The following is a 19,485-nucleotide window of genomic DNA, read 5'->3' on the forward strand; positions in this document are numbered from 1 at the left end:
TTGAGGAGTGATTATGGCAGATACATGGGAAGCAGCGCACAGCGCTATAAAAACGGGCATTATTGCCTATCCGACAGAGGCGGTATTTGGACTGGGATGCGACCCCCGCAATGAAGTGGCTGTGCAGAAGTTATTAAGCCTGAAACAGCGACCCGCCGAGAAAGGTCTTATATTAATTGCCGCCGATTACAGTCAGTTACTTCCCTATGTTGAAGACTCCGCTATTGCGCAGGACAAACGATTCAGCGTTTTGTCACATTGGCCGGGGCCCGTTACATTAATTCTGCCGGTAAGAAAAGGCGTATCAACCTTATTGACGGGCGGTCGCGATACTATCGCTGTGCGCGTGACTGCGCATGAACCTGCCAGAGCGCTGTGCCGCGAGCTGGGTCATGCGTTAGTCTCTACCAGCGCCAATTTAACCGGGCAGGAACCCGCCCGAACTGCGGCAGAAGTGCGTCAGCAATTTGGTGACAGTGTGGACTGGATAATGGATGAAAGCACCGGTGGAGCTGCGAACCCGACTCGAATCATAAACCCACTAAATAATCAGGTTTTCAGAGACGATGCATAATGATTACTTGAAGCAGGTAAAAAGCTACCTGATGTCGTTGCAGGATGCCATTTGTCAGCAGTTGGCGCAGGCGGACGGTGAGCAGAGCTTTCAGGAAGACAGCTGGGACCGGCCGGGAGGCGGCGGTGGTCGCTCGAGGATCATGAAAAACGGTGCGGTTTTTGAACAGGGTGGTGTAGGCTTTTCGCACGTTTATGGTGAGAAAATGCCTGCCTCGGCAACGGCACACCGACCAGAGCTGGAAGGTCGCGACTTCAATGCTTGTGGTGTTTCTCTGGTAATGCATCCGGAAAACCCTATGGTGCCAACGGTCCATATGAATGTGCGTTTTTTCATTGCGCAAAAAGAAGGTGAAGAGCCTGTCTGGTGGTTTGGCGGCGGCTTTGATTTAACGCCGTTTTACCCTTTTGACCAAGACATTATCGAATGGCATCAACAGGCGAAAAATGCGCTAGATAGCGTCGATGAAAAGCTCTATCCGGAATATAAAGCCTGGTGCGACGATTACTTTTTCCTTAAGCATCGCGATGAAGCGCGCGGTGTGGGCGGCATATTCTTTGATGACCTTAACGACCGTTCATTTGACGAGTGCTTTTCGGTTATAAAAGCGGTGGGTGATGCTTTCACCAAAGCTTATTTGCCTATTGTCGAACGTCGCAAAAACCTGGCTTATACTCAGCAACAAAGAGACTTCCAGCTATATCGCCGCGGGCGTTATGTGGAGTTTAATCTGGTCTGGGATAGGGGAACTTTGTTTGGCCTGCAAACCGGTGGCAGAACCGAGTCTATTTTAATGTCGATGCCACCGCTGGCGCGTTGGGAGTACAACTGGCAAGCTGAGCCAGGCTCTGCAGAAGAGCAGCTTACCGAGTATTATTTAAAACCCAGAGACTGGCTGTCAGTATGAAATCCGTGACCAGCCTGGGCGTATTCGGGAATCCCATAGCGCATAGCCTGTCGCCGCGTATTCATGCGCTGTTTGCGCAGACCCGGCAGGACTCAATTAACTATCAACGCTATTTATCCACGCCCGGGCATTTTCCCCGCCGGGTTGCTGAATTCTTCCGCCATGGCGGACAGGGTGCCAATGTCACCTTACCATTTAAACAGCAGGCTGCCTCCTTGGTTACTAAACTATCCGATCGTGCGCGGTTAGCGGGGGCGGTGAACACCTTAATTCCTTATGGCAATGGTCTGCTACTAGGTGATAATACTGACGGCGAGGGTTTGATTATTGACCTTAAAAATAAAGGGTTAAATGTAAGTGAGCGCTCACTTGCTGTCTTTGGTGCCGGAGGTTCAGCACGTGGCATAATACCTCTTCTACTGGAGCAAAAGCCGCGGTGTCTGTATTTGGTTAATCGAACGGCAAAGAAAGCTGAAATGCTTAAATCTCAGCTAGAGACACTGGGACTGGTTGCAGCGAACCGAATTCAGGTACGTTCGTCTGCGTCTGAAATTGACGAGCCTATAGACCTGCTAATTAACGCTACCAGCAGCAGTTTGAATGGACAGCGTTTAACGCTCCCTCCGCTGCTGTCCGAAAATGCTTCTGGCTATGACTTGATGTATGCCGACCAACCCACGGTATTTATGGAGCAACTGACGCAGGCTGGCTGCAAAAATGTCAGCGATGGATTTGGCATGTTGATTGAGCAGGCAGCGTCCTCTTACCAACTTTGGATGGGAGATGAACGCCCCGATACTGCATTTGTTATGGCTGAAATGCGAACTCCTAGTTGATTGATTGAAAAGGGGTTTTCTTTGCTTTTTATAAGTAAAGAAAAATGAGGAACAAAAGGTTATAAAAAAACTGAATTTGTCAGTAGATCATTGCTGATTTTATGGTAATCTGTCTGACCTGCTTTTGAGGCATTTCCTTCCATTTCAGGACAAAAGCAGAATAGTTTCCACAGTGAAACATAATAATAAAAAGTACTAGGTATTTCGGGAAACCTGCCGTTTTAAATCCCATACTATCAATAACTTAAGTAAATTTTGGACACGGGGAAATTTAAATTTCCGGCTGTGGCATGAGTCGTTGTTAACAGAGTTATTAACAGGTTATGCACACTCTGTTCAGTGGCCTGAATTGCCGTTCTGTGGCATCCTATAGGTAACGCTTAATTTAGGTTCTTAACTATGGCCACATCTGTTCCAGAAAATCCTTTTATTCTTGTCGATGGTTCTTCTTATTTGTTCCGCGCTTTTCATGCGCCGCCGCATTTAACCAACTCAAAAGGTGAACCGACCGGAGCTATTTACGGCGTGGTTAATATGCTCCGAAGCCTGCTAAAGCGCTATAAACCCAGCCATATGGCGGTAGTTTTCGATGCCAAAGGCAAAACCTTTCGTAGCGACATTTACCAGGACTACAAAGCAAATCGTCCGCCTATGCCAGACGATCTGCGAAGTCAGATCAAACCTTTGCATGACATTGTCCAGGCTATGGGTTTACCGCTGCTTTGCATTGACGATGTTGAAGCCGATGATGTTATTGGCACGCTGGCGCGCCAGGCCGGCGACAAGGGTCGCTTTACGCTGATTAGTACCGGCGATAAGGACATGGCTCAACTGGTCAATGAACACGTCATGCTCATTAACACCATGACCGATACTTTAATGGACCCTGAAGGGGTTGAGAAAAAGTTTGGGGTTAAGCCAAACCAAATTATCGATTATTTAGCGCTTATGGGTGACAGCTCGGACAATATTCCAGGCTTGCCCAAAGTGGGCGAAAAGACAGCACAGGCACTGCTGCAAAGTATTCCCAGCATTGACGCTATTTACGAAAATGTAGATGCAGTGACTGAGCTTTCGTTCCGTGGCGCCAAGTCTATGCCGGCTAAGCTTAATGAATATAAAGAACAGCTGCTGATGTCGCGTGAGCTGGCGACCATTAAGCTCGATGTGGCAATGGACTTACAACCGGAAGAGTTGAAAATACAGACGGCAGACAGCGAAAAACTGCAGGAGCTCTACAGTCGTTGTGAATTCCGCCGGTGGCTTGATGAGCTGATGGAAACTGGTGCGGCAACGAATCAGGTGCTGGGTGAAACCGATGGCGAAAAACCGACCAGCGATATAAACAGAGACGCGTACGGTGTATTGATGACTGAAAAAGAGGTCAGCGATTACATAACGCAACTGAATAAATTTGATTACTTTGCCTTTGATACCGAAACAACCAGCCTTAATTATATGGAAGCTGAACTGGTTGGTGTGTCGTTAGCCATGGCACCTGGCGAAGCTGTGTATATACCTGTCGGGCATGATTATATGGAAGCGCCGGACCAGGTTGGCCGGGACTGGTTACTGGAGCAGTTAAAGCCTTTACTTGAAGCTGAAAAGCCGCAAAAAGTGGGGCAAAACCTGAAATACGACTCGCATATTCTGCGTCGCTATAAAATTCGTCTGGCGGGGATTTTAAATGACACCATGCTTGCCTCCTACGTGTTTAACAGTGTTGGTTCGCGGCATGATATGGATACCTTAAGCCTGCATTATCTGAATCACAAAACCATTAGTTTTGAAGACATTGCAGGTAAGGGTGCTAAGCAACTGACGTTTAACCAGATTGCTTTAGAGCAGGCGGGGCCTTACGCGGCTGAAGATGCCGACATTACTTACCGACTGCATGACGTGCTCTGGAATAAAGTAAAAGAAACCGGCAGTGAGCTGCAAAGTGTTCTTACCGACATTGAAGTGCCGTTAGTACCGATATTGTGCGATATGGAGCAATACGGCGTGCGCATTGACGCAAACTTGCTGGGTAAGCAAAGCCAGGAAATTGCGGAAAAGCTCGATGCCCTGGAAAAAAAGGCTTTTGAAATTGCCGGCGAGGAGTTCAACCTGGGCTCGCCGAAACAGCTGCAACGCATATTCTTCGAAAAGCTTGAGTTGCCAATTGTGAAGAAAACGCCAAAAGGCGCGCCGTCAACGGCTGAGGAAGTTTTGCACGAGCTGGCACATGACTACCCCTTGCCGGATGTGATACTGCAGCATCGCGGCTTGTCGAAGCTTAAATCAACCTATACCGACAAGTTACCGAAGATGATTAACCCCGATACAGGGCGCGTACACACCTCGTACCAACAGGCGGTTACCGCAACCGGGCGTTTGTCTTCAACAGACCCTAACCTGCAGAATATTCCAATTCGTACCGCCGAAGGGCGCAGAGTGCGTCAGGCCTTTATTCCTGAGCAAGGCTATAAGATTGTCGCTATCGACTATAGCCAGATTGAACTGCGCATTATGGCGCACTTGTCGCAAGATGAGTCTTTGCTTAAAGCCTTTGCCGAAGGCCTGGATATTCACCGTGCGACAGCGGCCGAAGTGTTTGGCTGTAAGGCTGATGAAGTCAGTAATGACCAGCGCCGTCAGGCAAAAGCGGTGAACTTCGGGCTAATTTACGGTATGTCAGCCTTTGGACTGGCGCGGCAACTGGGTATTGCCCGTCATGAAGCTCAGCACTATATGGACAAGTATTTTGAACGCTTCCCTGGAGTTTTGCGTTACATGGAAGATACTCGCAAGCAGGCAAAAGAGCAGGGCTATGTTAAAACCCTGTTTGGACGTCGTTTACCCTTGCCGGATATAAAAGCCAGTAACGGAGCCCGTAGAAAAGGGGCGGAACGTGCAGCTATCAATGCGCCAATGCAGGGCACTGCAGCGGATATCATTAAGAAAGCTATGCTGAAAGTTGCCGACTGGATTGACAGTAATAACTGTCAGGATGATGTGCGTATGCTAATGCAAGTTCACGATGAACTGGTGTTTGAAATAAAAGAGTCGAAATTAACGGATTATATTGAACAATTAACTGAAGTAATGGAAAAGGCTGCAAGCCTTGATGTGCCTTTAATAGCGGAAGCTGGTAAAGGTAATAACTGGGACGAAGCTCATTAATTTTAAGAATTGTCTGAACTTTTTATAAAGGGTCTAGTCACAACAAGTGAGGGCATTAATCCTCCCTCAAAAAATTGTTCTCCCTGGATTACTTTTCGCCCGGCTTTTTAGTCGGGCTTTTTTCTGTCTATTTCTGTGGTATGCCAGCCATACCGGAGCGGCCTCTGCGGTTAGCGAACCAAACCCCAACTAAAATGGCGAGCATTCCAACTCCCTGTTGCAACCAGAAGTCTTCGCCATCAAGTATCCCTAGTATAAGAGCGACAATGGGAATTAGGTAGGTGACCGAGCTGGTAAAAACGGTATTGGTGAGTTGTACTACATGGTTAAAAATAACTAAAGCGCCGGCGGTTCCTGCGATACCCAGAGCCAGAACAGAAAACAGCGATAACATTGCGCCCGGCTGCTGAACCTGAGTAATAAACTCCGTTCCTGCAAACAAGTAGATTGTTGCCGGAACGGCAGCCATAAGCAAAGATATGCCGGTAATGGTTAATGGCGATAAGTCACTGATTTTGTGTTTGATGAGGTTCAGGTTGAGCCCATAACAAACGGTTGCGGCCAGGACTAACAAGGCGTACAGATTAAAGTCCCAGCTGCCATTAGCCGAAGCGGTAACCAGAAGCAAGGTACCAAACAAGCCAATGGCTACGCCAATAACCTGTGCTAAGCGCGCTTTTTGATGAAAGAACAATGCACCAATAACCAGTGTTGCGATAGGGGTTAATGCATTTAGGACCCCGGTAACGCCGCTTGCCAGCTGTGTTTGGGCAATAGCAAACATAAAAGCCGGAATAAGACTGCCAACCAGCCCGACACTGGCAAGCTTTAACCAATGTTTGCGGGTAATTTTATTCAGTCGGCGGGCAATGAAAGGGGCAAGCACAAGTCCTGCTGAGCTGATGCGTAGTGCGCCAACTTCCATTGGACCAAAGGCCAGTAAGCCTTTTTTTATTAACAAAAAAGAGCTACCCCAAATTAATGCGAGTAACCCTAATAATAACCAGGCACTAAGTGGTGGCGTGTTATTCGTCGTCATACTCTTTGCTATACCACTGGTTGAGTTTCTCTTCGACTTGCTCGACACCTATGCGCTTCAATGAGGAAAAGGCTTCAACCTGAACGTCGCCGTTGAAGGCAATTGCCGCTTGCTTGGCTTTTAAAACGGTTGATTTGCGCGCGCCTTGTTTGAGTTTGTCTGCTTTAGTTAATAAAGCCAGTACCGGCAGATCGCAGTCTACAGCCCAGTAAATTAATTCCTGATCGGTTTCGCGGAAAGGGTGACGAATATCCATTAATACCACGATGCCCTTTAAACTGTCCCTTTGCTGAAGGTACTCGCTTAAAGAACGTTGCCATTTTTCTTTGACAGCTAATGGAACCTTAGCGAATCCGTAGCCGGGTAAATCTATCAGTCGCTGACCTGTGGTTAGTTCAAAAACGTTAATTAACTGAGTCCGTCCCGGCGTTTTACTGGTGCGGGCCAACGCTTTTTGACGCGTCAGGGTGTTTAACGCACTGGATTTCCCTGCGTTAGAACGGCCGGCGAAAGCAACTTCAATGCCTGAGTCCGGCGGCAGTTTGCTGATATCGGGTGCACTGGTCACAAATTTTGCCGATGCGTAATCTAATTGCTGATCTGCCACTATTAAGGTCACTTTTATTGAAAAAACGGAACATCTACGCGCATTATGAAGTATCCGGACAGTATCTCCAATGATCATTTAGCAATTGATTCGGTTTTAATCATTTAATCCACACAAGTTTTGTGTAAAATAGCAACCTGCTTAAGGTGATTTATTGGGGCGCGTGGCGCCATCCAGAACAGAAGAGAAGCAAACATGAAAAAATTCGCAATCTTTTTGGGACTTTTCTTCGGTACCGCCGGTATCGCAGTAGCACAAAGCGGCGACGCTGAAGCCGGAAAAGAGAAATCGCAAGTTTGTGCGGCTTGCCATGGACCCAATGGTGAATCTCCGACCGATATGTACCCACATTTGGCCGGTCAGCACCAAAAGTATTTGTTGAAGCAGCTGAAAGATTTCAAATTGGCCTCTGAAACAGGCGGCGAAGAAGGCCGTAATAACCCCATTATGATGGGGCAGGTTGCCTCCTTATCAGAAGAGGACATGGCCGACCTTGCTGCGTTTTATGCAGCGAAGGACTCACCGAAAGGCGAAACTCCTGAAGACATCATCGCTAAAGGCGAAGATTTATTCCGCCGCGGGAACCCTGATAGCAATATGCCTTCATGTGCAGGTTGCCACGGCCCTCGAGGTAATGGCATGGGCTTAGCTGCTTTTCCTGATATTTCAGGTCAGCACGCCGCATACACCAAGTCTCAGTTAGAAATGTTCCGTAGCGGCGAGCGTGCAAACGATCCGAATGAAATGATGCAAGGCGTTACAGAGAAAATGACAGACGAGGAAATTGAGTTGCTGTCTAAGTTCTTGAGTGGCTTGTATTAAATTTGTATTTGCGAATAGAAAAGCGACTTCGGTCGCTTTTTTTATGGGTATGAAAAATGTTATGAGCAATGTGCTTTTTTGTGCCTTGTTAACAAAAAGTAATAAAAAAGTGGTTTTTTAGATCAATAAAATCATTGAATTAATATTTGGTTCAAGTAGTCTTAACAACGCTCGGGGAGCTTCCAGACAGAAAAAAACAAAAAAAAGATGTTAAAAGCCCTTGAGAAAATAATAAAAAGACTGTAAAAATACAGCTGACTCGACACAAAAAAATAACAAGAGGTCGAGAGGTTATCGAAAAGTCAGATGTTATCTTATTTCTCGATAATCCAGGGAGTAAAGCCAACAGGCTCGCGGTTGCTCCACTTAATAATAACAATAATAAAAAGCAGACAGGTTACGGAAAACCGCAATAAAAACTCGGAAACAGTGACAACCATTCTCATAGTTGCAGTGCGCTGCCAATTTTATGAGAGAATCAGGCGATGTGAAAGCATCGCCTTTTTTCTTGCCTAAAAATCATCTCAGACTTGTAATTCGTTGCTCCCCACTGACGTAATCCACGTTATTGCGTTACAATAGACCACATTAGTTGTTATTCAGGAGCGACCATGACTCGCCAGAAAAAGACACGTAAGGCCGGACCACTGGCACAGCCTAAAACTCCGAGAGATGCACGCGCAACAGATGCGGCATCCAAGGGCAAGAAAAAAGGAAAGGGACAAGCGCCTGGTCAGCGACATTCATCGGCTAAAGTTCTGCAACAAAGCAAAACAAAAGGAGATGAGAAAGATCCCCGCCATGGAAGTCGTCGTAAAATAGCTTTGGTGATGACACCTGAACAGGAGCTGAAGCAGTTGCAGGAAGATACCAAACTGCAGCTACTGGCTGAACGCTTTGAAAACGATGAGTCTCTGACAGCAGAAGAGCAAAGCTACCTGGACGAGAAATCTGAGCGTTACGAGCAGCTGATTGCCAAACTGGGTTATGAACTCGACGAAGAATGGGACGACGAGGAGAACTAATGTCCAGCGAACTTTATTGGATTATCGCCATTGTAGGCGTATTGATTATTGTAGCTCTGGGTTGGTACGCTTCGACTTTACTGTTGCGCCTGCGTACTCAGACTCAAGTTCGCGAAGCTGCGGTGCAAAAGCGCGTTGACCGTATTGATGAAAGCATTATTACCATAGCCAAAGCAATGCAGCAGGAGCAATGTCCGCTGTCTGAAGGATGCTTGAGAATTGTAGTGTTGCTTGATCATCGACCTGAAGCGGTCGATTACGATTACTCTAATGACTACCCTGCAATGCACGATATGTACGAGAAAATTAAGCATATGCCAACGCATGAATCGCGTAAGAAGTTTCCTAAGAAGAAAGTGAAGGAAATGGACGACGAGCGAGAAGGCTATGAGAAGTCCATGCGCGATATTATTCTTTCTGACGTTGATAAGCTATTAAAGCAATTTCCGGCGGCCTGAGGAGGCGGCATGGCGTTTTTTAAAGGTGTAAAAGAAGATATAGCCAGCGTTTTTGCAAGAGACCCGGCTGCGCGCAATACCATGGAAGTGTTATTTCACTATCCCGGGCTTCACGCTACCTGGTTTCATCGCGTAAGTCATAAGCTCTGGGGCTGGAAACTGTACTGGCTTGCCCGTTTTGTCTCTAATATTTCACGTTGGCTTACCGGTATTGAGATTCATCCCGGGGCTAAAATTGGTCGTCGTTTCTTTATCGACCACGGTATGGGTGTGGTTATTGGTGAAACTGCGGAAATTGGTGACGATGTCACTCTTTACCATGGTGTCACTCTTGGTGGTACAAGCTGGCATAAAGGTAAGCGACACCCGACATTGAAAGACGGTGTGGTTATTGGTGCCGGGGCTAAAGTACTGGGTCCCATTACGGTCGGAAAATCTGCCCGCATTGGTTCTAACGCTGTTGTTGTCCGCGACGTACCTGAATTAACAACGGTTGTAGGCATTCCGGCTCGTGTGGCTCAGTCTGGTGTTGATAAAGAAACGACTGAGCGACGCAAGAAAATGGCTCAGGAATACGGTTTTGATGCTTATGCTATCTCGGCAGATAATCCTGACCCGGTGGCAACCGCAATAGGCCGGATGTTGGATCATGTGCAGGTGCTGGATAACAAGGTGTCTGACCTATGCCAGGCGGTTAATAAGCTCGGTGGCGATGTCTGCGGTGAGATCCCCGAAGTTGATATGGACGACGTCGAGTTTCTGGAAGAAAGCGAACGCGCCGCTAAACGACGCGCTCATAAAGACGATGCTTCTGCATCGGATACTCAAGAACCTTAATCTTTTAAATTAAAGCGCTCAATCAATGAATACAGCTCTTTACTGGTATTTTGCAGTTCGTTGCTTGAGTGCTGAGTTTGCTCTGCCGTCTGCTGGGTCTGGCGAGCTGTATTGGCAATTTCAGTAATTTGTTCACTAATATGGTCAGCCACGCCACTTTGTTCTTCAACAGCTGAAGCCATCTGTGCTGACATGTCAGAGATATCCTGGATAGCAACTGAGATTTCGGCAAGTGCATTGTCGGCCTGACGGACTTTGTCTACTCCTTCAGCTGCCGCTTGTTCACCTTGTTTCGATACCTCTACTGCATTACGTGCACGATCACGTAGTTGCTGGATGACTTTGTGAATACCCTCGGTAGACTGAGTGGTTCTTGACGCCAATGAACGAACCTCATCAGCAACGACTGAGAAACCGCGGCCATGCTCCCCGGCACGTGCTGCTTCTATGGCTGCGTTCAATGCCAACAGGTTGGTTTGATCCGCAATAGATGAGATTAAATCTGCGGCTTCGCCTATAGCCCCGGTCGACTGATCCAATTCTTCAACTGTTTTTGCTATCTCCCTTACGGCATCGTGCAGCCTTACAATAACTTCGCTTGCCTCTCGGGCAAGGCCTACACTTTCACTAACATTAGCTTTGGCCGATTCAGCTTGCTGTGCGTTACGCTCGACAGTATCCGCGACCTCCTGAATCGCTGAGGCCATCTCATTCATAGCGGTTGCAGTCTGTTCCGTAGCTGCTGTCTGTTTGTCGACGTACTGTTTACTTAGCTGCGCTTGCTCGTAGGTATCATCGGTGACCTTTAACAAACCGCCGACGGCATCTTTCATGCGGCTTAATGCTGTCTGGTTACGTGCGCCTTCACTCACTAGCTGCATTGCCAGCTTAGCCTCGCGCCCTTGCTTATCGAAATAAGTCATACCAACTAACTCTGAATCGAAAGCTTCTGGGCGTAATGTTAATAAACCTTGCAGCATACGCCCGATATAAGCGCCATAAGCAAAGGTTGTCACGGCCGTAGCGACTAAGGCGATAAGAGCTGATAGAGGCTCACCCAGTATGGCGATTGTGGCACTGGCAATAAGACCCGGAGCGACGACCGGCATTAAATCTTTAAAGCCTAACCATAAACGTTTACTTAAGGGGATGGCGTGTTTTCCTGCGTTTAGACGGTCATAAACGCCCTGAGCTCTTTTTTTACGGTTATCTGACGCTGCAACGCGGACGGATTCAAACCCAACTGGCTTACCGTTTTCCACAATAGGCGTGACATAAGCGCTGACCCAATAATGATCACCATTTTTACAACGGTTTTTAATTAGGCCCATCCAGGGTTTCCCGCGTTTAATCGTTTTCCACATTTGCTCAAAGACGCCGCCGGGCATATCGGGGTGACGGAGCACATTATGGGGAGAGCCGATTAGTTCATCTCGCGTATAACCACTAACACTGACAAAGTCCTCGTTACAGTGCTTAATGACTCCTTTAAGATCGGTTGAAGATATCAATCGATAGTGGTCTGGAAAGCGGTTTTCCTTTCCTGTTACCGGACCGTTATTTTTCATAAGCACCTTCACATTGTTTGATTAACATCAATATCAGTAGGGTTATCGTATCCTTGCGGGAAAAGTTTAGCAAAATAGGCGTTTAGCCATAAAAAAACGCCGCTAAAAGCGACGTTTTTAAATTCTTTGTATAAACGTTCGGCACCCGAAAGGGTACAGAAGGTTCCTTACATAGGAACTACGTTTTCAGCTTGTGGACCTTTAGGGCCTTGAGCTACGGTGAAAGAAACTTGCTGGCCTTCTGCCAGAGTTTTAAAACCGTCAGACTGAATAGCGCTGAAATGTACGAAAACGTCTGCGCCGTTTTCTTGTTCGATGAAACCGAAGCCTTTAGCTTCGTTAAAGAATTTTACTTTACCAGTAGTAGTAGACATGCTGATATTCCTCGTAGTGCATGTTGAAATCAATGTAGTGCTCAAAAAACTTAGGTATTACTTGGACTTACAGAACGAGGTACAGCAAAAATGACTTCGTAAAAAATCTCAAATCAATAGCCGAAATTTTCTCAGCGGTTTTGAGTATACGCTTAAAACCGCCTGAGTCAACAATACCTTGAGTTATTTTAACCAGTTACGGCTGATATGCCGGAAGGTATCTGTTCCTGATTTTTCCAGCCATTCAAATGCTGCCATTTCCGAAGTGATGATTTCCACTCCGGCGTTCCGCATACGCTCAATGGCACTAGCTTTGTCCGTAGGACGCCGGGATCCAACCGTGTCGGCAGGTAAAAATACCTGGTATCCCGATGCCTGAAGCTCCATCGCTGTTTGAAGAACACACACGTGGGTTTCCATGCCCATGATAACCACCTGCTTCTTATTATACTCTGAAAGCACATCACGGAAGGTATCATCGCGCAGGGCGCTGAAATGCGTTTTCTCGACCACCCGGGCGGCTTCAATGATCTCTTCTAGACTGTCTACGGTGTACCCCAAGCCTTTAGGATACTGCTCGGTAATAAGGATGGGTAAATCCAGCTGCATGGCAATTTCGCCCAGCCAGCGCATGCGAGAAGTAACCACATCGCGTTGGTGGATGGCTGGCAGTAACTTCTCCTGAGCATCAACAATCAGTAGTAAAGAGTCTTTCGCAGAAAGTAGCATGATGTATTCCTGTTGGTACTAAGTGATAACAGATACTAACTCTAGCTGATTAACACTACCATCAGCAAAAAGTCTAAACTTGGTTAATAATTATGCGTGAAATTTGCAGTTAAGGCGGTCAATGGCTACAATCCCCGCCTTTCCAAATGCAGATGCACATCCAAACAGTAAATAAAAGGTGACACCATGGCTCCGGTATTGATTCTAATGGGTTCCCAGTCCGATTGGCCGGTAATGCAAAAAGCGGCAGAAATGCTCGAGTCCCTGGGCATTAAATGGCAGGCGAAAGTGGTCTCTGCACACCGCACGCCGGACTTACTTAAATCGACAATGGAACAAGCGGAACAAGATGGTGTGCCTGTGGTTATTGCGGGAGCCGGTGGTGCTGCTCATTTACCGGGTATGCTGGCGGCTTATACTGCTATTCCAGTGTTTGGTGTGCCGGTTCCGAGCAAGCAGTTAAAAGGTTTAGACAGCTTATTGTCTATTGTGCAAATGCCTAAGGGTGTCGCTGTTGGTACTCTGGCTATTGGCGATGCCGGCGCGGCAAACGCAGGCTTACTGGCGGCACAGGTTATTGGCAGCTTTGACAGTGACGTGCGCAAACGGGTACACGAATTCCGCACTGCACAAAAAGAAAAAGTGATGGCTAACTCAGACTTGGAATTACCAAAATGAAAATCCTGATCCTTGGTAACGGCCAGTTAGGGCAAATGCTGGGTAAAGCTGTTATTCAGCAGGGCCATGAATGTGTTTTATACAGCGACCGGCAAGATCAGGTCATGGCATTGGGTAGCCAGCAGCCGTTATCGATGACGTTAGCGGAAGCGAATGAATGGGCTGATGTGACAACCTGGGAGCACGAGCACTTAGGTGAAGAGCTGGTGGCTAAAGCTGCCGACAAATTTCTGTTGCAACCTGAACGTTTTAATCTGCTGGTTGACCGTCGCTCTCAAAAAGCCTTGTGCGATGAGCTGGATATACCTACATCGGCCTGGAAGGCATACGAAAACGCAGCTGAGTTAAGCGCTATTTTAAACGGCTGCGACCATGCAGTTGTCATTAAATCGGCAAAAGGCGGTTACGATGGCAAAGGTCAGTGGCGCTGGCGTCCGGGTGACGACATTGCGGCCGTTGCGGAAGACGCCGGGCAACGCCCGGGTATTGTTGAAGACATGATCGATTTTACCGATGAAGTGTCGGTTGTCGGTGCGCGTTCACATAAAGGTGAACAGCGTTGTTTCCCGCTGACGTTGAACGTGCATACCCAGGGTATTTTGTCGTATAGCCTGGCGGGTGCAGAGCATTTTTCAAAAAAACTGGAAACCTTAGCCAAAGAACATCATCAGAAACTGACCAATGCGCTGGACTACGTCGGTGTATTAGCTATTGAGTTCTTCGTTGTCGGTGAAGGTGACAACCAACACTTGCTGGTGAACGAAGTGGCACCGCGGGTTCATAATTCCGGTCACTGGACGATGAGCGGTGCTAACTGCGATCAGTTTAATTTGCATATACGTGCTATTACCGGCTTGCCATTGCCGGACTTGCTGATCGCGCCGACATTAATGGTGAACGTAATTGGTGTTGCCGGTATTCCGGAAGCTTTGTGGGAAGCCGCCGCTGCCGACTGTCACTGGTACGGTAAAGAGGCACGTCACGGGCGTAAAGTGGGTCACGTTAATATCATGATTGATTCGTTTGAACGCGGCGAGAACCTGGCCAGCAGTTGGGCTGAAAAGCTGCAACTACTGGTTGGCTAAACTTTTTAGGGCGTTAATAATTCTGCGAATGAGCGGCTAAAACCGCTCATTCAGCCATTTCTGCATATCCTGAACCTGCTCCATACACAGTGAATGTGGCATTGGGTAGGTCTGATACGTCACTGTAAAACCTTTCTCTTTTAATACCGCACAGGCTTTTTGTCCCAGAACTTCCGGGACTACCGGATCCTGCGTACCGTGCTGAACCAAAATAGGCAGTTGCGCGTTGGCTTCATTTACCTCAATGTCACCCGCGGTGGCAAAGTAAGTGGAATGCGCCATTAAACCCGCTAGTGGTTTCGGGTAAGTCAAAGCTGCTTCATAACCTACGGCACCACCTTGTGAAAATCCGGCAATAATAATGCGCTTACTGTCTATGCCCTGAGCAACTTGTTCGTCGATCATGGCGTGCACTTTAGCGGCAGATTCGCGTAGCTGTTGGCTGTCAATTTGGCGGTCGATGCTCATGTCGGTAATGTCATACCAGGCTGGCATGACCATGCCCTGGTTTATGGTAACTGGCATTTGCGGTGCATGAGGAAACAAAAAGCGAACCTGCGCGTTATTAATTTTTATGTGCTCTGTCATGGGCACAAAGTCGTTACCCGATGCACCTAAACCGTGAAGCCAAATAATAACCGCGTCGGCGTTACCCGCCGGCTCATGTTTAATAACTTCCAGAGACATTACTGATTCCCTATAGCTGCGGCCGGGTACGAACCCAGCCAGTGAATGTTGTTCATTTTAGCCAGCTCCTGCAAAGCGGCTGCTACACCTGGCTCGCTGAGGTGCCCGTCAAAATCAATAAAGAAATGATAGTCACCAAACTGACTGCCCGCCGGTCTTGAAACAATGGAGGTTAAGTTAATTTGCTGTTTTGCAAAAACCTGTAAGCTGTCGACCAATAAGCCCGGGTGATCGTTGTCGTCAATGAGCAGCAAACTGCTTTTCCAATGCGTACTTTTATCAAATTCCGGCGTTTCAGATGTTGCGGATAATACCACGAAGCGCGTTTCGTTACGTGGGTTGTCAGCAATGTTGCTGTTCAGAATCTGTAATGAAGCGGGACAGTTTACGTGCTTGGGAACCACCGCCGCAGAGGGCTTTTCAGTGGCCAGCAAGGCATCCAGCGACAATGCATTACTCGCGGTGTGTATAACCGGAAGCCCCAATTCATTCAGGCACTGATTGCATTGACCGGCTGCTACAAATTGTGCCCATATTTGCTGTGGCTGAGCACTATTGGCCAGGCACTGAAAACCAACCGGAATGCGAATTTCCGCCTGAATATGTAGTGGGCGCTGAACCAGGTAGTCCACAACAGGAGAGACAAAGCCCTCGGTTAAATTTTCAATAGGCACAACTGCAGCGTCGCAGTCATTACCAATTGCGTCCAGACAACTCACCAGGCTGTCCAGTAACTGAATTTGGTGTTGCCTTTCGGGTTGATAAAGCCCTGCCGCAACCTCGGAAAAGGTGCCGGCAGGGCCCAGTGTCGCTATTCTCATTTCTTATACTGCTCAAACCACGCCAGCGCGTGTTCAATTTTGGCTATCATATTAGAAGGGCGAGCCGTAACGCCGTGAAAAGCGCCTGGAACACGTACCATAGCGGTGTCGACTTTTTGCAGCTTCAACGCCTGATAGAACTGCTCGGTTTCCGATATTGGCGTACGGCGGTCTTCTTCACCAGTGAACAACAATACCGGTGTTTCAACGTCACCCACCATAGACAGCGGGGAGCGTTGCCAGTAATGCTCCAATTCTTCCCATGGCATACCCGGGAACTGGTTAGTAATTTGACCAATAGAGCTGTCAGCGGTCAGTACTTTACTGACCCAGTTAATCACCGGATTAGTGGCTGCCGCAGCATTGAAACGGTTAGTCAGGCCTACCGCATAAGCGGTTGCAATGCCCCCTGCAGAGCCGCCGGCAATAAATAGGTTGTTGGAGTCAGCAATACCCTTATCAATGAGCAAATCAATGCCGCTCATGTGATCGGCAAAGTCATAAGGTGATGAGTAGTTACCGTCCAGCAGCATGGCAAAATCTTTACCGTAAGAGGTACTGCCGCGATGGTTTACATAAAGCACCACATAGCCTTCCGCTGCGTAACGCTGGTGTTCTGCGGCAAAATGCGGACCGTAAGACAGATGAGGGCCACCATGCACTTCTAACAGCAGAGGATACTCTTTGTTTTCATCGTAGTTTGGCGGCGTAATATACCAGCCATGAATTTCCTGACCGTCGTAGCGTGATTCATAGCGAATTTCGTGAACTTCCCCCAACTTACGGTGACCAAGCAGGTCTTCATTTAGCTGAGTAAACTGAACCGCCTCGCCCCCTTGCGGCTGATAACCGACATCGGCGGGGCGATATTCGGAGCCTTTGGTGTAGGCAATTGCACCGGTCTGAGAGGCAGTGAATGAGCCCATGGTATAAGGGCGGCTAACGTAAACACCGGAAACATCATCCACCCGATTCGTCAGCTCATTGCTCAAGGTGACATCAGCAACCACGGTTTTGCCCTGATCGGCGTAAGAAACCGCCAGTGAATCATTGCCTGTCCATTGTGGTGAGCTGAAAGAACGGTCGAAGTCAGCCTGTAGCTCGGCTTCCGAGCGCTCACTCCAGTCCATGATCCACAATTGTGATTTATGGTAAGGCACCGGCTCGTTCGAGCTGTGTAAGTAAGCTAAATGTTCGCCGTTTGGTGAGAACTGTGGTGATGACTCGCGACCGGGTTTATCGGTCACCTGAGTCACTTCTTTTGAATCTAAGCTAACGTTGTATAAGTCGCTCTCATTGACCTGATAAGCCCAGTCTTCAGAGCGGTTACCAGAAAAAACAATATGCTTGTTATCGGCCGTCCAGGCTAAAGGACCACCGTGCCGATAAGGTCCGTCGGTTAGCTGACGTGCGCTACCGCCTTCTGCCGGTACGACAAAAATTTGTGTGTGCGCAGGCTCTAAAACGCCGGTGCCGTCGCGTTGATAATAGGCTTCCTGAACAATAATGGGAGAGTCAGACCACTTAGCGCCTTTAGGTTTTGTTGGCTTTTTCACACTTTTAGCAAAAGGCGTAGCTTCGGCTTTAACCGACAGAGTAAAAGCCAGTTGGGTGTCGTCGTTAGACCAGCTAATACTGCCCGGGCTTTCGCTTACGTGAGTGACTTTGGCGGTGCGTTGTTCTTTAATCCAGTGCACATGAATCTGGTTCTTTTCAGAACGGTTAGAGGCAAAGGCAAGGCGAGTACCGTCATTCGACCAGGCGAGGCTGCCGTAGTTAAACTTATCGTCAAAAATTGGTAAATGTTGACCGGTTTCGGTATCAATTAGCCATAATGAGCGCCGGGTATTGTCTTTCATGTCGTCAAAACTGTTGCGGATGTACGCAATGTATTTGCCGTCGGGTGAAATACTGACCTGGTTGGCGTACTCAAGCTGGAAAATGTCGTCCGCCTGAAAGGTTTCTTGTGATAAGGCTGGAACGGAAGTAAAAAGTAACGCTAAGCTACCGACAATGACAGATTGCTTTAACCACATTGTTATTCTCCTTTTGGGTTATGGCTTTACGTTACTCAAGCTTGCGGAGCGATGCAAAGAGTTCCGTTCAAGTTGTTGGAAAATACGGTAAACTGAAGGCCTTTTGCAAAGGCTGGACGAAAATTAAAAAGGAAACCCCATGCATTACCGCCAAACTCGCGCTGAGATTTCTTCCTCCGCTATACAGCACAACGCTAAGTGGGTACGTCGTAAAATGGCGGGCGGAAAACTTCTGGGCGTGGTTAAAGCTGACGGTTACGGACACGGCGTCGTTCCCGCGGTTAATGCCTTGGAAGAGCTGGTTGATGGCATGGCTGCGGGCTTTATGGAAGAAGCGTTAGCGGTTCGGGAAACCGGTTACAAAGGGCCTTTGGTAATACTGGAAGGGTGTTTCTCAGCGACTGAACTGAACCTGTGTTGTGAACATCAGTTGAGTCCGGTGGTGCATTGTGAACAGCAACTTGAGTACATTGAGCAGGCAAAGTTGACTAGCCCTTTGTGGGTCTGGTTAAAAGTGGACACCGGTATGCACCGGCTAGGCTGGTCTGAAGAGCAGGCTCCGCAAGCATTAAAGCGCCTGCGTGCGAGCAAGAATGTCGCCGGTGTGACCTTAATGTCGCACTTAGCCAACGCCGATGCCGAGCATCGTTTAAACGCCCGTCAAAAACAGCAGTTCTGCCAGTTGTCGGAAACCCTTAAAGACTATCAGGCACGGAGCTTCCACAACTCAGCCGGACTTTTAAACCCGGATACTCAGTGGTCACTTCAGGATAATGACTGGGCCAGAGCGGGTTTACTGCTTTATGGTGTGAATCCGTCTACGGTGACTGAAGTGCAGGCAGAACTGAAGCCTGCAATGCGCTTAGTTGCTCCGGTTATTGCATTGCACCAGCTGGAAAAAGGCGAGTCGGTAGGTTACGGCAGCGGCTGGAGTGCCGATAAACCCAGTGTTATAGCGACAGTTGCTATGGGTTACGCTGACGGTTACCCAAGGCAGGCGGAAAATGGCACACCGGCAATGGTTCGTGGAAAGCGTGTGGGTTTGGCCGGACGAGTCTCTATGGACATGCTGACGATTGATGTTACCGGTATTGAAAATCTGCAGTTAGGCGATGATGTCGAGCTTTGGGGCCCTAATATTGACGTGCGAGAAGTCGCCGCCTGTGCTGATACTATTTCCTGGCACTTGCTGACCGGCGTTAGCGGCCGGGTTCCCAGAGTACTTGTATAGGTTTTT

The 19,485-nt window shown here is 48.1% G+C and carries 19 protein-coding genes; 11 read left to right on the forward strand and 8 right to left on the reverse strand.

The window, feature by feature from the left end; genetic code table 11:
- Positions 1 to 13 precede the first annotated feature (13 nt).
- The 4 genes from IL_RS00125 to polA all read left to right on the forward strand — a co-directional run bounded on the left by IL_RS00125 (position 14) and on the right by polA (position 5,482).
- Positions 14 to 574, forward strand: coding sequence for an L-threonylcarbamoyladenylate synthase (locus IL_RS00125; RefSeq protein WP_011233286.1), 561 nt, complete (start codon positions 14 to 16; stop codon positions 572 to 574).
- On the forward strand, positions 567 to 1,481 hold the full coding sequence (hemF, locus tag IL_RS00130) for an oxygen-dependent coproporphyrinogen oxidase (RefSeq protein WP_011233287.1): 915 nt from the start codon (positions 567 to 569) through the stop codon (positions 1,479 to 1,481). Before IL_RS00125 ends, hemF begins: the two co-directional genes overlap by 8 nt.
- Positions 1,478 to 2,317 carry a shikimate dehydrogenase gene (gene aroE / locus IL_RS00135; protein ID WP_011233288.1) on the forward strand — a complete coding sequence of 280 codons (840 nt, stop codon included), beginning with the start codon at positions 1,478 to 1,480 and terminating at the stop codon, positions 2,315 to 2,317. The genes hemF and aroE overlap by 4 nt, the downstream gene beginning before the upstream one ends.
- A gap of 399 nt (positions 2,318 to 2,716) precedes the next feature.
- Entirely contained in the window at positions 2,717 to 5,482 is a 2,766-nt protein-coding gene (polA, locus tag IL_RS00140; RefSeq protein ID WP_011233289.1) for a DNA polymerase I, read from the forward strand.
- A 127-nt stretch (positions 5,483 to 5,609) separates the two neighbouring features.
- On the opposite strand, the gene IL_RS00145 is transcribed toward polA, so the two are convergent.
- Entirely contained in the window at positions 5,610 to 6,521 is a 912-nt protein-coding gene (locus IL_RS00145; protein WP_016341242.1) for a DMT family transporter, read from the reverse strand.
- Positions 6,508 to 7,128: a ribosome biogenesis GTP-binding protein YihA/YsxC gene (gene yihA / locus IL_RS00150; protein WP_011233291.1), complete on the reverse strand. Its 621-nt coding sequence runs from the start codon at positions 7,126 to 7,128 to the stop codon at positions 6,508 to 6,510. The genes IL_RS00145 and yihA overlap by 14 nt, the downstream gene beginning before the upstream one ends.
- Before the next feature lie 195 nt (positions 7,129 to 7,323).
- On the opposite strand from yihA, the gene IL_RS00155 reads away from it, so the two are divergent.
- From IL_RS00155 to cysE, 4 genes are all read left to right on the forward strand, one after another.
- Positions 7,324 to 7,950, forward strand: coding sequence for a c-type cytochrome (locus IL_RS00155; RefSeq protein WP_011233292.1), 627 nt, complete (start codon positions 7,324 to 7,326; stop codon positions 7,948 to 7,950).
- A gap of 611 nt (positions 7,951 to 8,561) precedes the next feature.
- Positions 8,562 to 8,975, forward strand: coding sequence for a GTPase-activating protein (locus IL_RS00160; RefSeq protein ID WP_011233293.1), 414 nt, complete (start codon positions 8,562 to 8,564; stop codon positions 8,973 to 8,975).
- A complete protein-coding gene (locus tag IL_RS00165) occupies positions 8,975 to 9,433 on the forward strand; it encodes a DUF2489 domain-containing protein (protein WP_011233294.1) in 459 nt (152 codons plus the stop codon). The genes IL_RS00160 and IL_RS00165 overlap by 1 nt, the downstream gene beginning before the upstream one ends.
- Positions 9,434 to 9,442: 9 nt before the next feature.
- Positions 9,443 to 10,270 (forward strand): serine O-acetyltransferase, encoded by an 828-nt coding sequence (gene cysE / locus IL_RS00170; RefSeq protein ID WP_011233295.1) that lies wholly within the window; start codon positions 9,443 to 9,445, stop codon positions 10,268 to 10,270.
- Here the strand turns inward: cysE and IL_RS00175 are convergent.
- From IL_RS00175 to IL_RS00185, 3 genes are all read right to left on the reverse strand, one after another.
- Positions 10,267 to 11,838: a methyl-accepting chemotaxis protein gene (locus IL_RS00175; protein ID WP_011233296.1), complete on the reverse strand. Its 1,572-nt coding sequence runs from the start codon at positions 11,836 to 11,838 to the stop codon at positions 10,267 to 10,269. The two genes, cysE and IL_RS00175, sit on opposite strands and share 4 nt — an antisense overlap.
- Before the next feature lie 167 nt (positions 11,839 to 12,005).
- Positions 12,006 to 12,212: a cold-shock protein gene (locus IL_RS00180; protein ID WP_011233297.1), complete on the reverse strand. Its 207-nt coding sequence runs from the start codon at positions 12,210 to 12,212 to the stop codon at positions 12,006 to 12,008.
- Positions 12,213 to 12,395: 183 nt separating this feature from the next.
- A complete protein-coding gene (locus IL_RS00185; protein ID WP_011233298.1) occupies positions 12,396 to 12,941 on the reverse strand; it encodes a hydrolase in 546 nt (181 codons plus the stop codon).
- Between the two features lie 186 nt (positions 12,942 to 13,127).
- On the opposite strand from IL_RS00185, the gene purE reads away from it, so the two are divergent.
- The gene (purE, locus tag IL_RS00190; RefSeq protein WP_011233299.1) at positions 13,128 to 13,619 is read left to right on the forward strand and encodes a 5-(carboxyamino)imidazole ribonucleotide mutase; all 492 of its coding nucleotides are present in this window, start codon (positions 13,128 to 13,130) and stop codon (positions 13,617 to 13,619) included.
- Positions 13,616 to 14,704: an ATP-grasp domain-containing protein gene (locus IL_RS00195; RefSeq protein WP_011233300.1), complete on the forward strand. Its 1,089-nt coding sequence runs from the start codon at positions 13,616 to 13,618 to the stop codon at positions 14,702 to 14,704. The genes purE and IL_RS00195 overlap by 4 nt, the downstream gene beginning before the upstream one ends.
- A gap of 36 nt (positions 14,705 to 14,740) precedes the next feature.
- On the opposite strand, the gene IL_RS00200 is transcribed toward IL_RS00195, so the two are convergent.
- Genes IL_RS00200 through IL_RS00210 form a run of 3 tightly spaced genes read right to left on the reverse strand, consistent with a single transcriptional unit; the run spans position 14,741 to position 18,248 of the window.
- Entirely contained in the window at positions 14,741 to 15,391 is a 651-nt protein-coding gene (locus IL_RS00200; RefSeq protein ID WP_011233301.1) for an alpha/beta hydrolase, read from the reverse strand.
- Positions 15,391 to 16,212 carry a prephenate dehydratase gene (locus IL_RS00205; protein ID WP_011233302.1) on the reverse strand — a complete coding sequence of 274 codons (822 nt, stop codon included), beginning with the start codon at positions 16,210 to 16,212 and terminating at the stop codon, positions 15,391 to 15,393. The genes IL_RS00200 and IL_RS00205 overlap by 1 nt, the downstream gene beginning before the upstream one ends.
- On the reverse strand, positions 16,209 to 18,248 hold the full coding sequence (locus tag IL_RS00210; RefSeq protein WP_011233303.1) for a S9 family peptidase: 2,040 nt from the start codon (positions 18,246 to 18,248) through the stop codon (positions 16,209 to 16,211). Before IL_RS00210 ends, IL_RS00205 begins: the two co-directional genes overlap by 4 nt.
- A gap of 139 nt (positions 18,249 to 18,387) precedes the next feature.
- Between IL_RS00210 and alr the strand changes: the two genes are divergently transcribed.
- Positions 18,388 to 19,479 carry an alanine racemase gene (gene alr, locus IL_RS00215; protein ID WP_011233304.1) on the forward strand — a complete coding sequence of 364 codons (1,092 nt, stop codon included), beginning with the start codon at positions 18,388 to 18,390 and terminating at the stop codon, positions 19,477 to 19,479.
- Positions 19,480 to 19,485: the final 6 nt, after the last annotated feature.

The sequence above is a fragment of the Idiomarina loihiensis L2TR genome (assembly GCF_000008465.1).
Taxonomy (GTDB): domain Bacteria; phylum Pseudomonadota; class Gammaproteobacteria; order Enterobacterales; family Alteromonadaceae; genus Idiomarina; species Idiomarina loihiensis.

Bases quoted from the DNA above. Each gene is read 5' to 3' on its own strand.
- purE (WP_011233299.1), top strand. From the start codon at position 13,128: ATGGCTCCGGTATTGATTCTAATGGGTTCCCAGTCCGATTGGCCGGTA.
- cysE (WP_011233295.1), top strand. From the start codon at position 9,443: ATGGCGTTTTTTAAAGGTGTAAAAGAAGATATAGCCAGCGTTTTTGCA.
- IL_RS00125 (WP_011233286.1), top strand. From the start codon at position 14: ATGGCAGATACATGGGAAGCAGCGCACAGCGCTATAAAAACGGGCATT.
- IL_RS00155 (WP_011233292.1), top strand. From the start codon at position 7,324: ATGAAAAAATTCGCAATCTTTTTGGGACTTTTCTTCGGTACCGCCGGT.
- IL_RS00180 (WP_011233297.1), bottom strand. From the start codon at position 12,212: ATGTCTACTACTACTGGTAAAGTAAAATTCTTTAACGAAGCTAAAGGC.
- polA (WP_011233289.1), top strand. From the start codon at position 2,717: ATGGCCACATCTGTTCCAGAAAATCCTTTTATTCTTGTCGATGGTTCT.
- IL_RS00195 (WP_011233300.1), top strand. From the start codon at position 13,616: ATGAAAATCCTGATCCTTGGTAACGGCCAGTTAGGGCAAATGCTGGGT.
- IL_RS00145 (WP_016341242.1), bottom strand. From the start codon at position 6,521: ATGACGACGAATAACACGCCACCACTTAGTGCCTGGTTATTATTAGGG.
- hemF (WP_011233287.1), top strand. From the start codon at position 567: ATGCATAATGATTACTTGAAGCAGGTAAAAAGCTACCTGATGTCGTTG.
- IL_RS00210 (WP_011233303.1), bottom strand. From the start codon at position 18,248: ATGTGGTTAAAGCAATCTGTCATTGTCGGTAGCTTAGCGTTACTTTTT.
- alr (WP_011233304.1), top strand. From the start codon at position 18,388: ATGCATTACCGCCAAACTCGCGCTGAGATTTCTTCCTCCGCTATACAG.
- IL_RS00165 (WP_011233294.1), top strand. From the start codon at position 8,975: ATGTCCAGCGAACTTTATTGGATTATCGCCATTGTAGGCGTATTGATT.
- aroE (WP_011233288.1), top strand. From the start codon at position 1,478: ATGAAATCCGTGACCAGCCTGGGCGTATTCGGGAATCCCATAGCGCAT.
- IL_RS00200 (WP_011233301.1), bottom strand. From the start codon at position 15,391: ATGTCTCTGGAAGTTATTAAACATGAGCCGGCGGGTAACGCCGACGCG.
- IL_RS00160 (WP_011233293.1), top strand. From the start codon at position 8,562: ATGACTCGCCAGAAAAAGACACGTAAGGCCGGACCACTGGCACAGCCT.
- IL_RS00185 (WP_011233298.1), bottom strand. From the start codon at position 12,941: ATGCTACTTTCTGCGAAAGACTCTTTACTACTGATTGTTGATGCTCAG.
- IL_RS00205 (WP_011233302.1), bottom strand. From the start codon at position 16,212: ATGAGAATAGCGACACTGGGCCCTGCCGGCACCTTTTCCGAGGTTGCG.
- IL_RS00175 (WP_011233296.1), bottom strand. From the start codon at position 11,838: ATGAAAAATAACGGTCCGGTAACAGGAAAGGAAAACCGCTTTCCAGAC.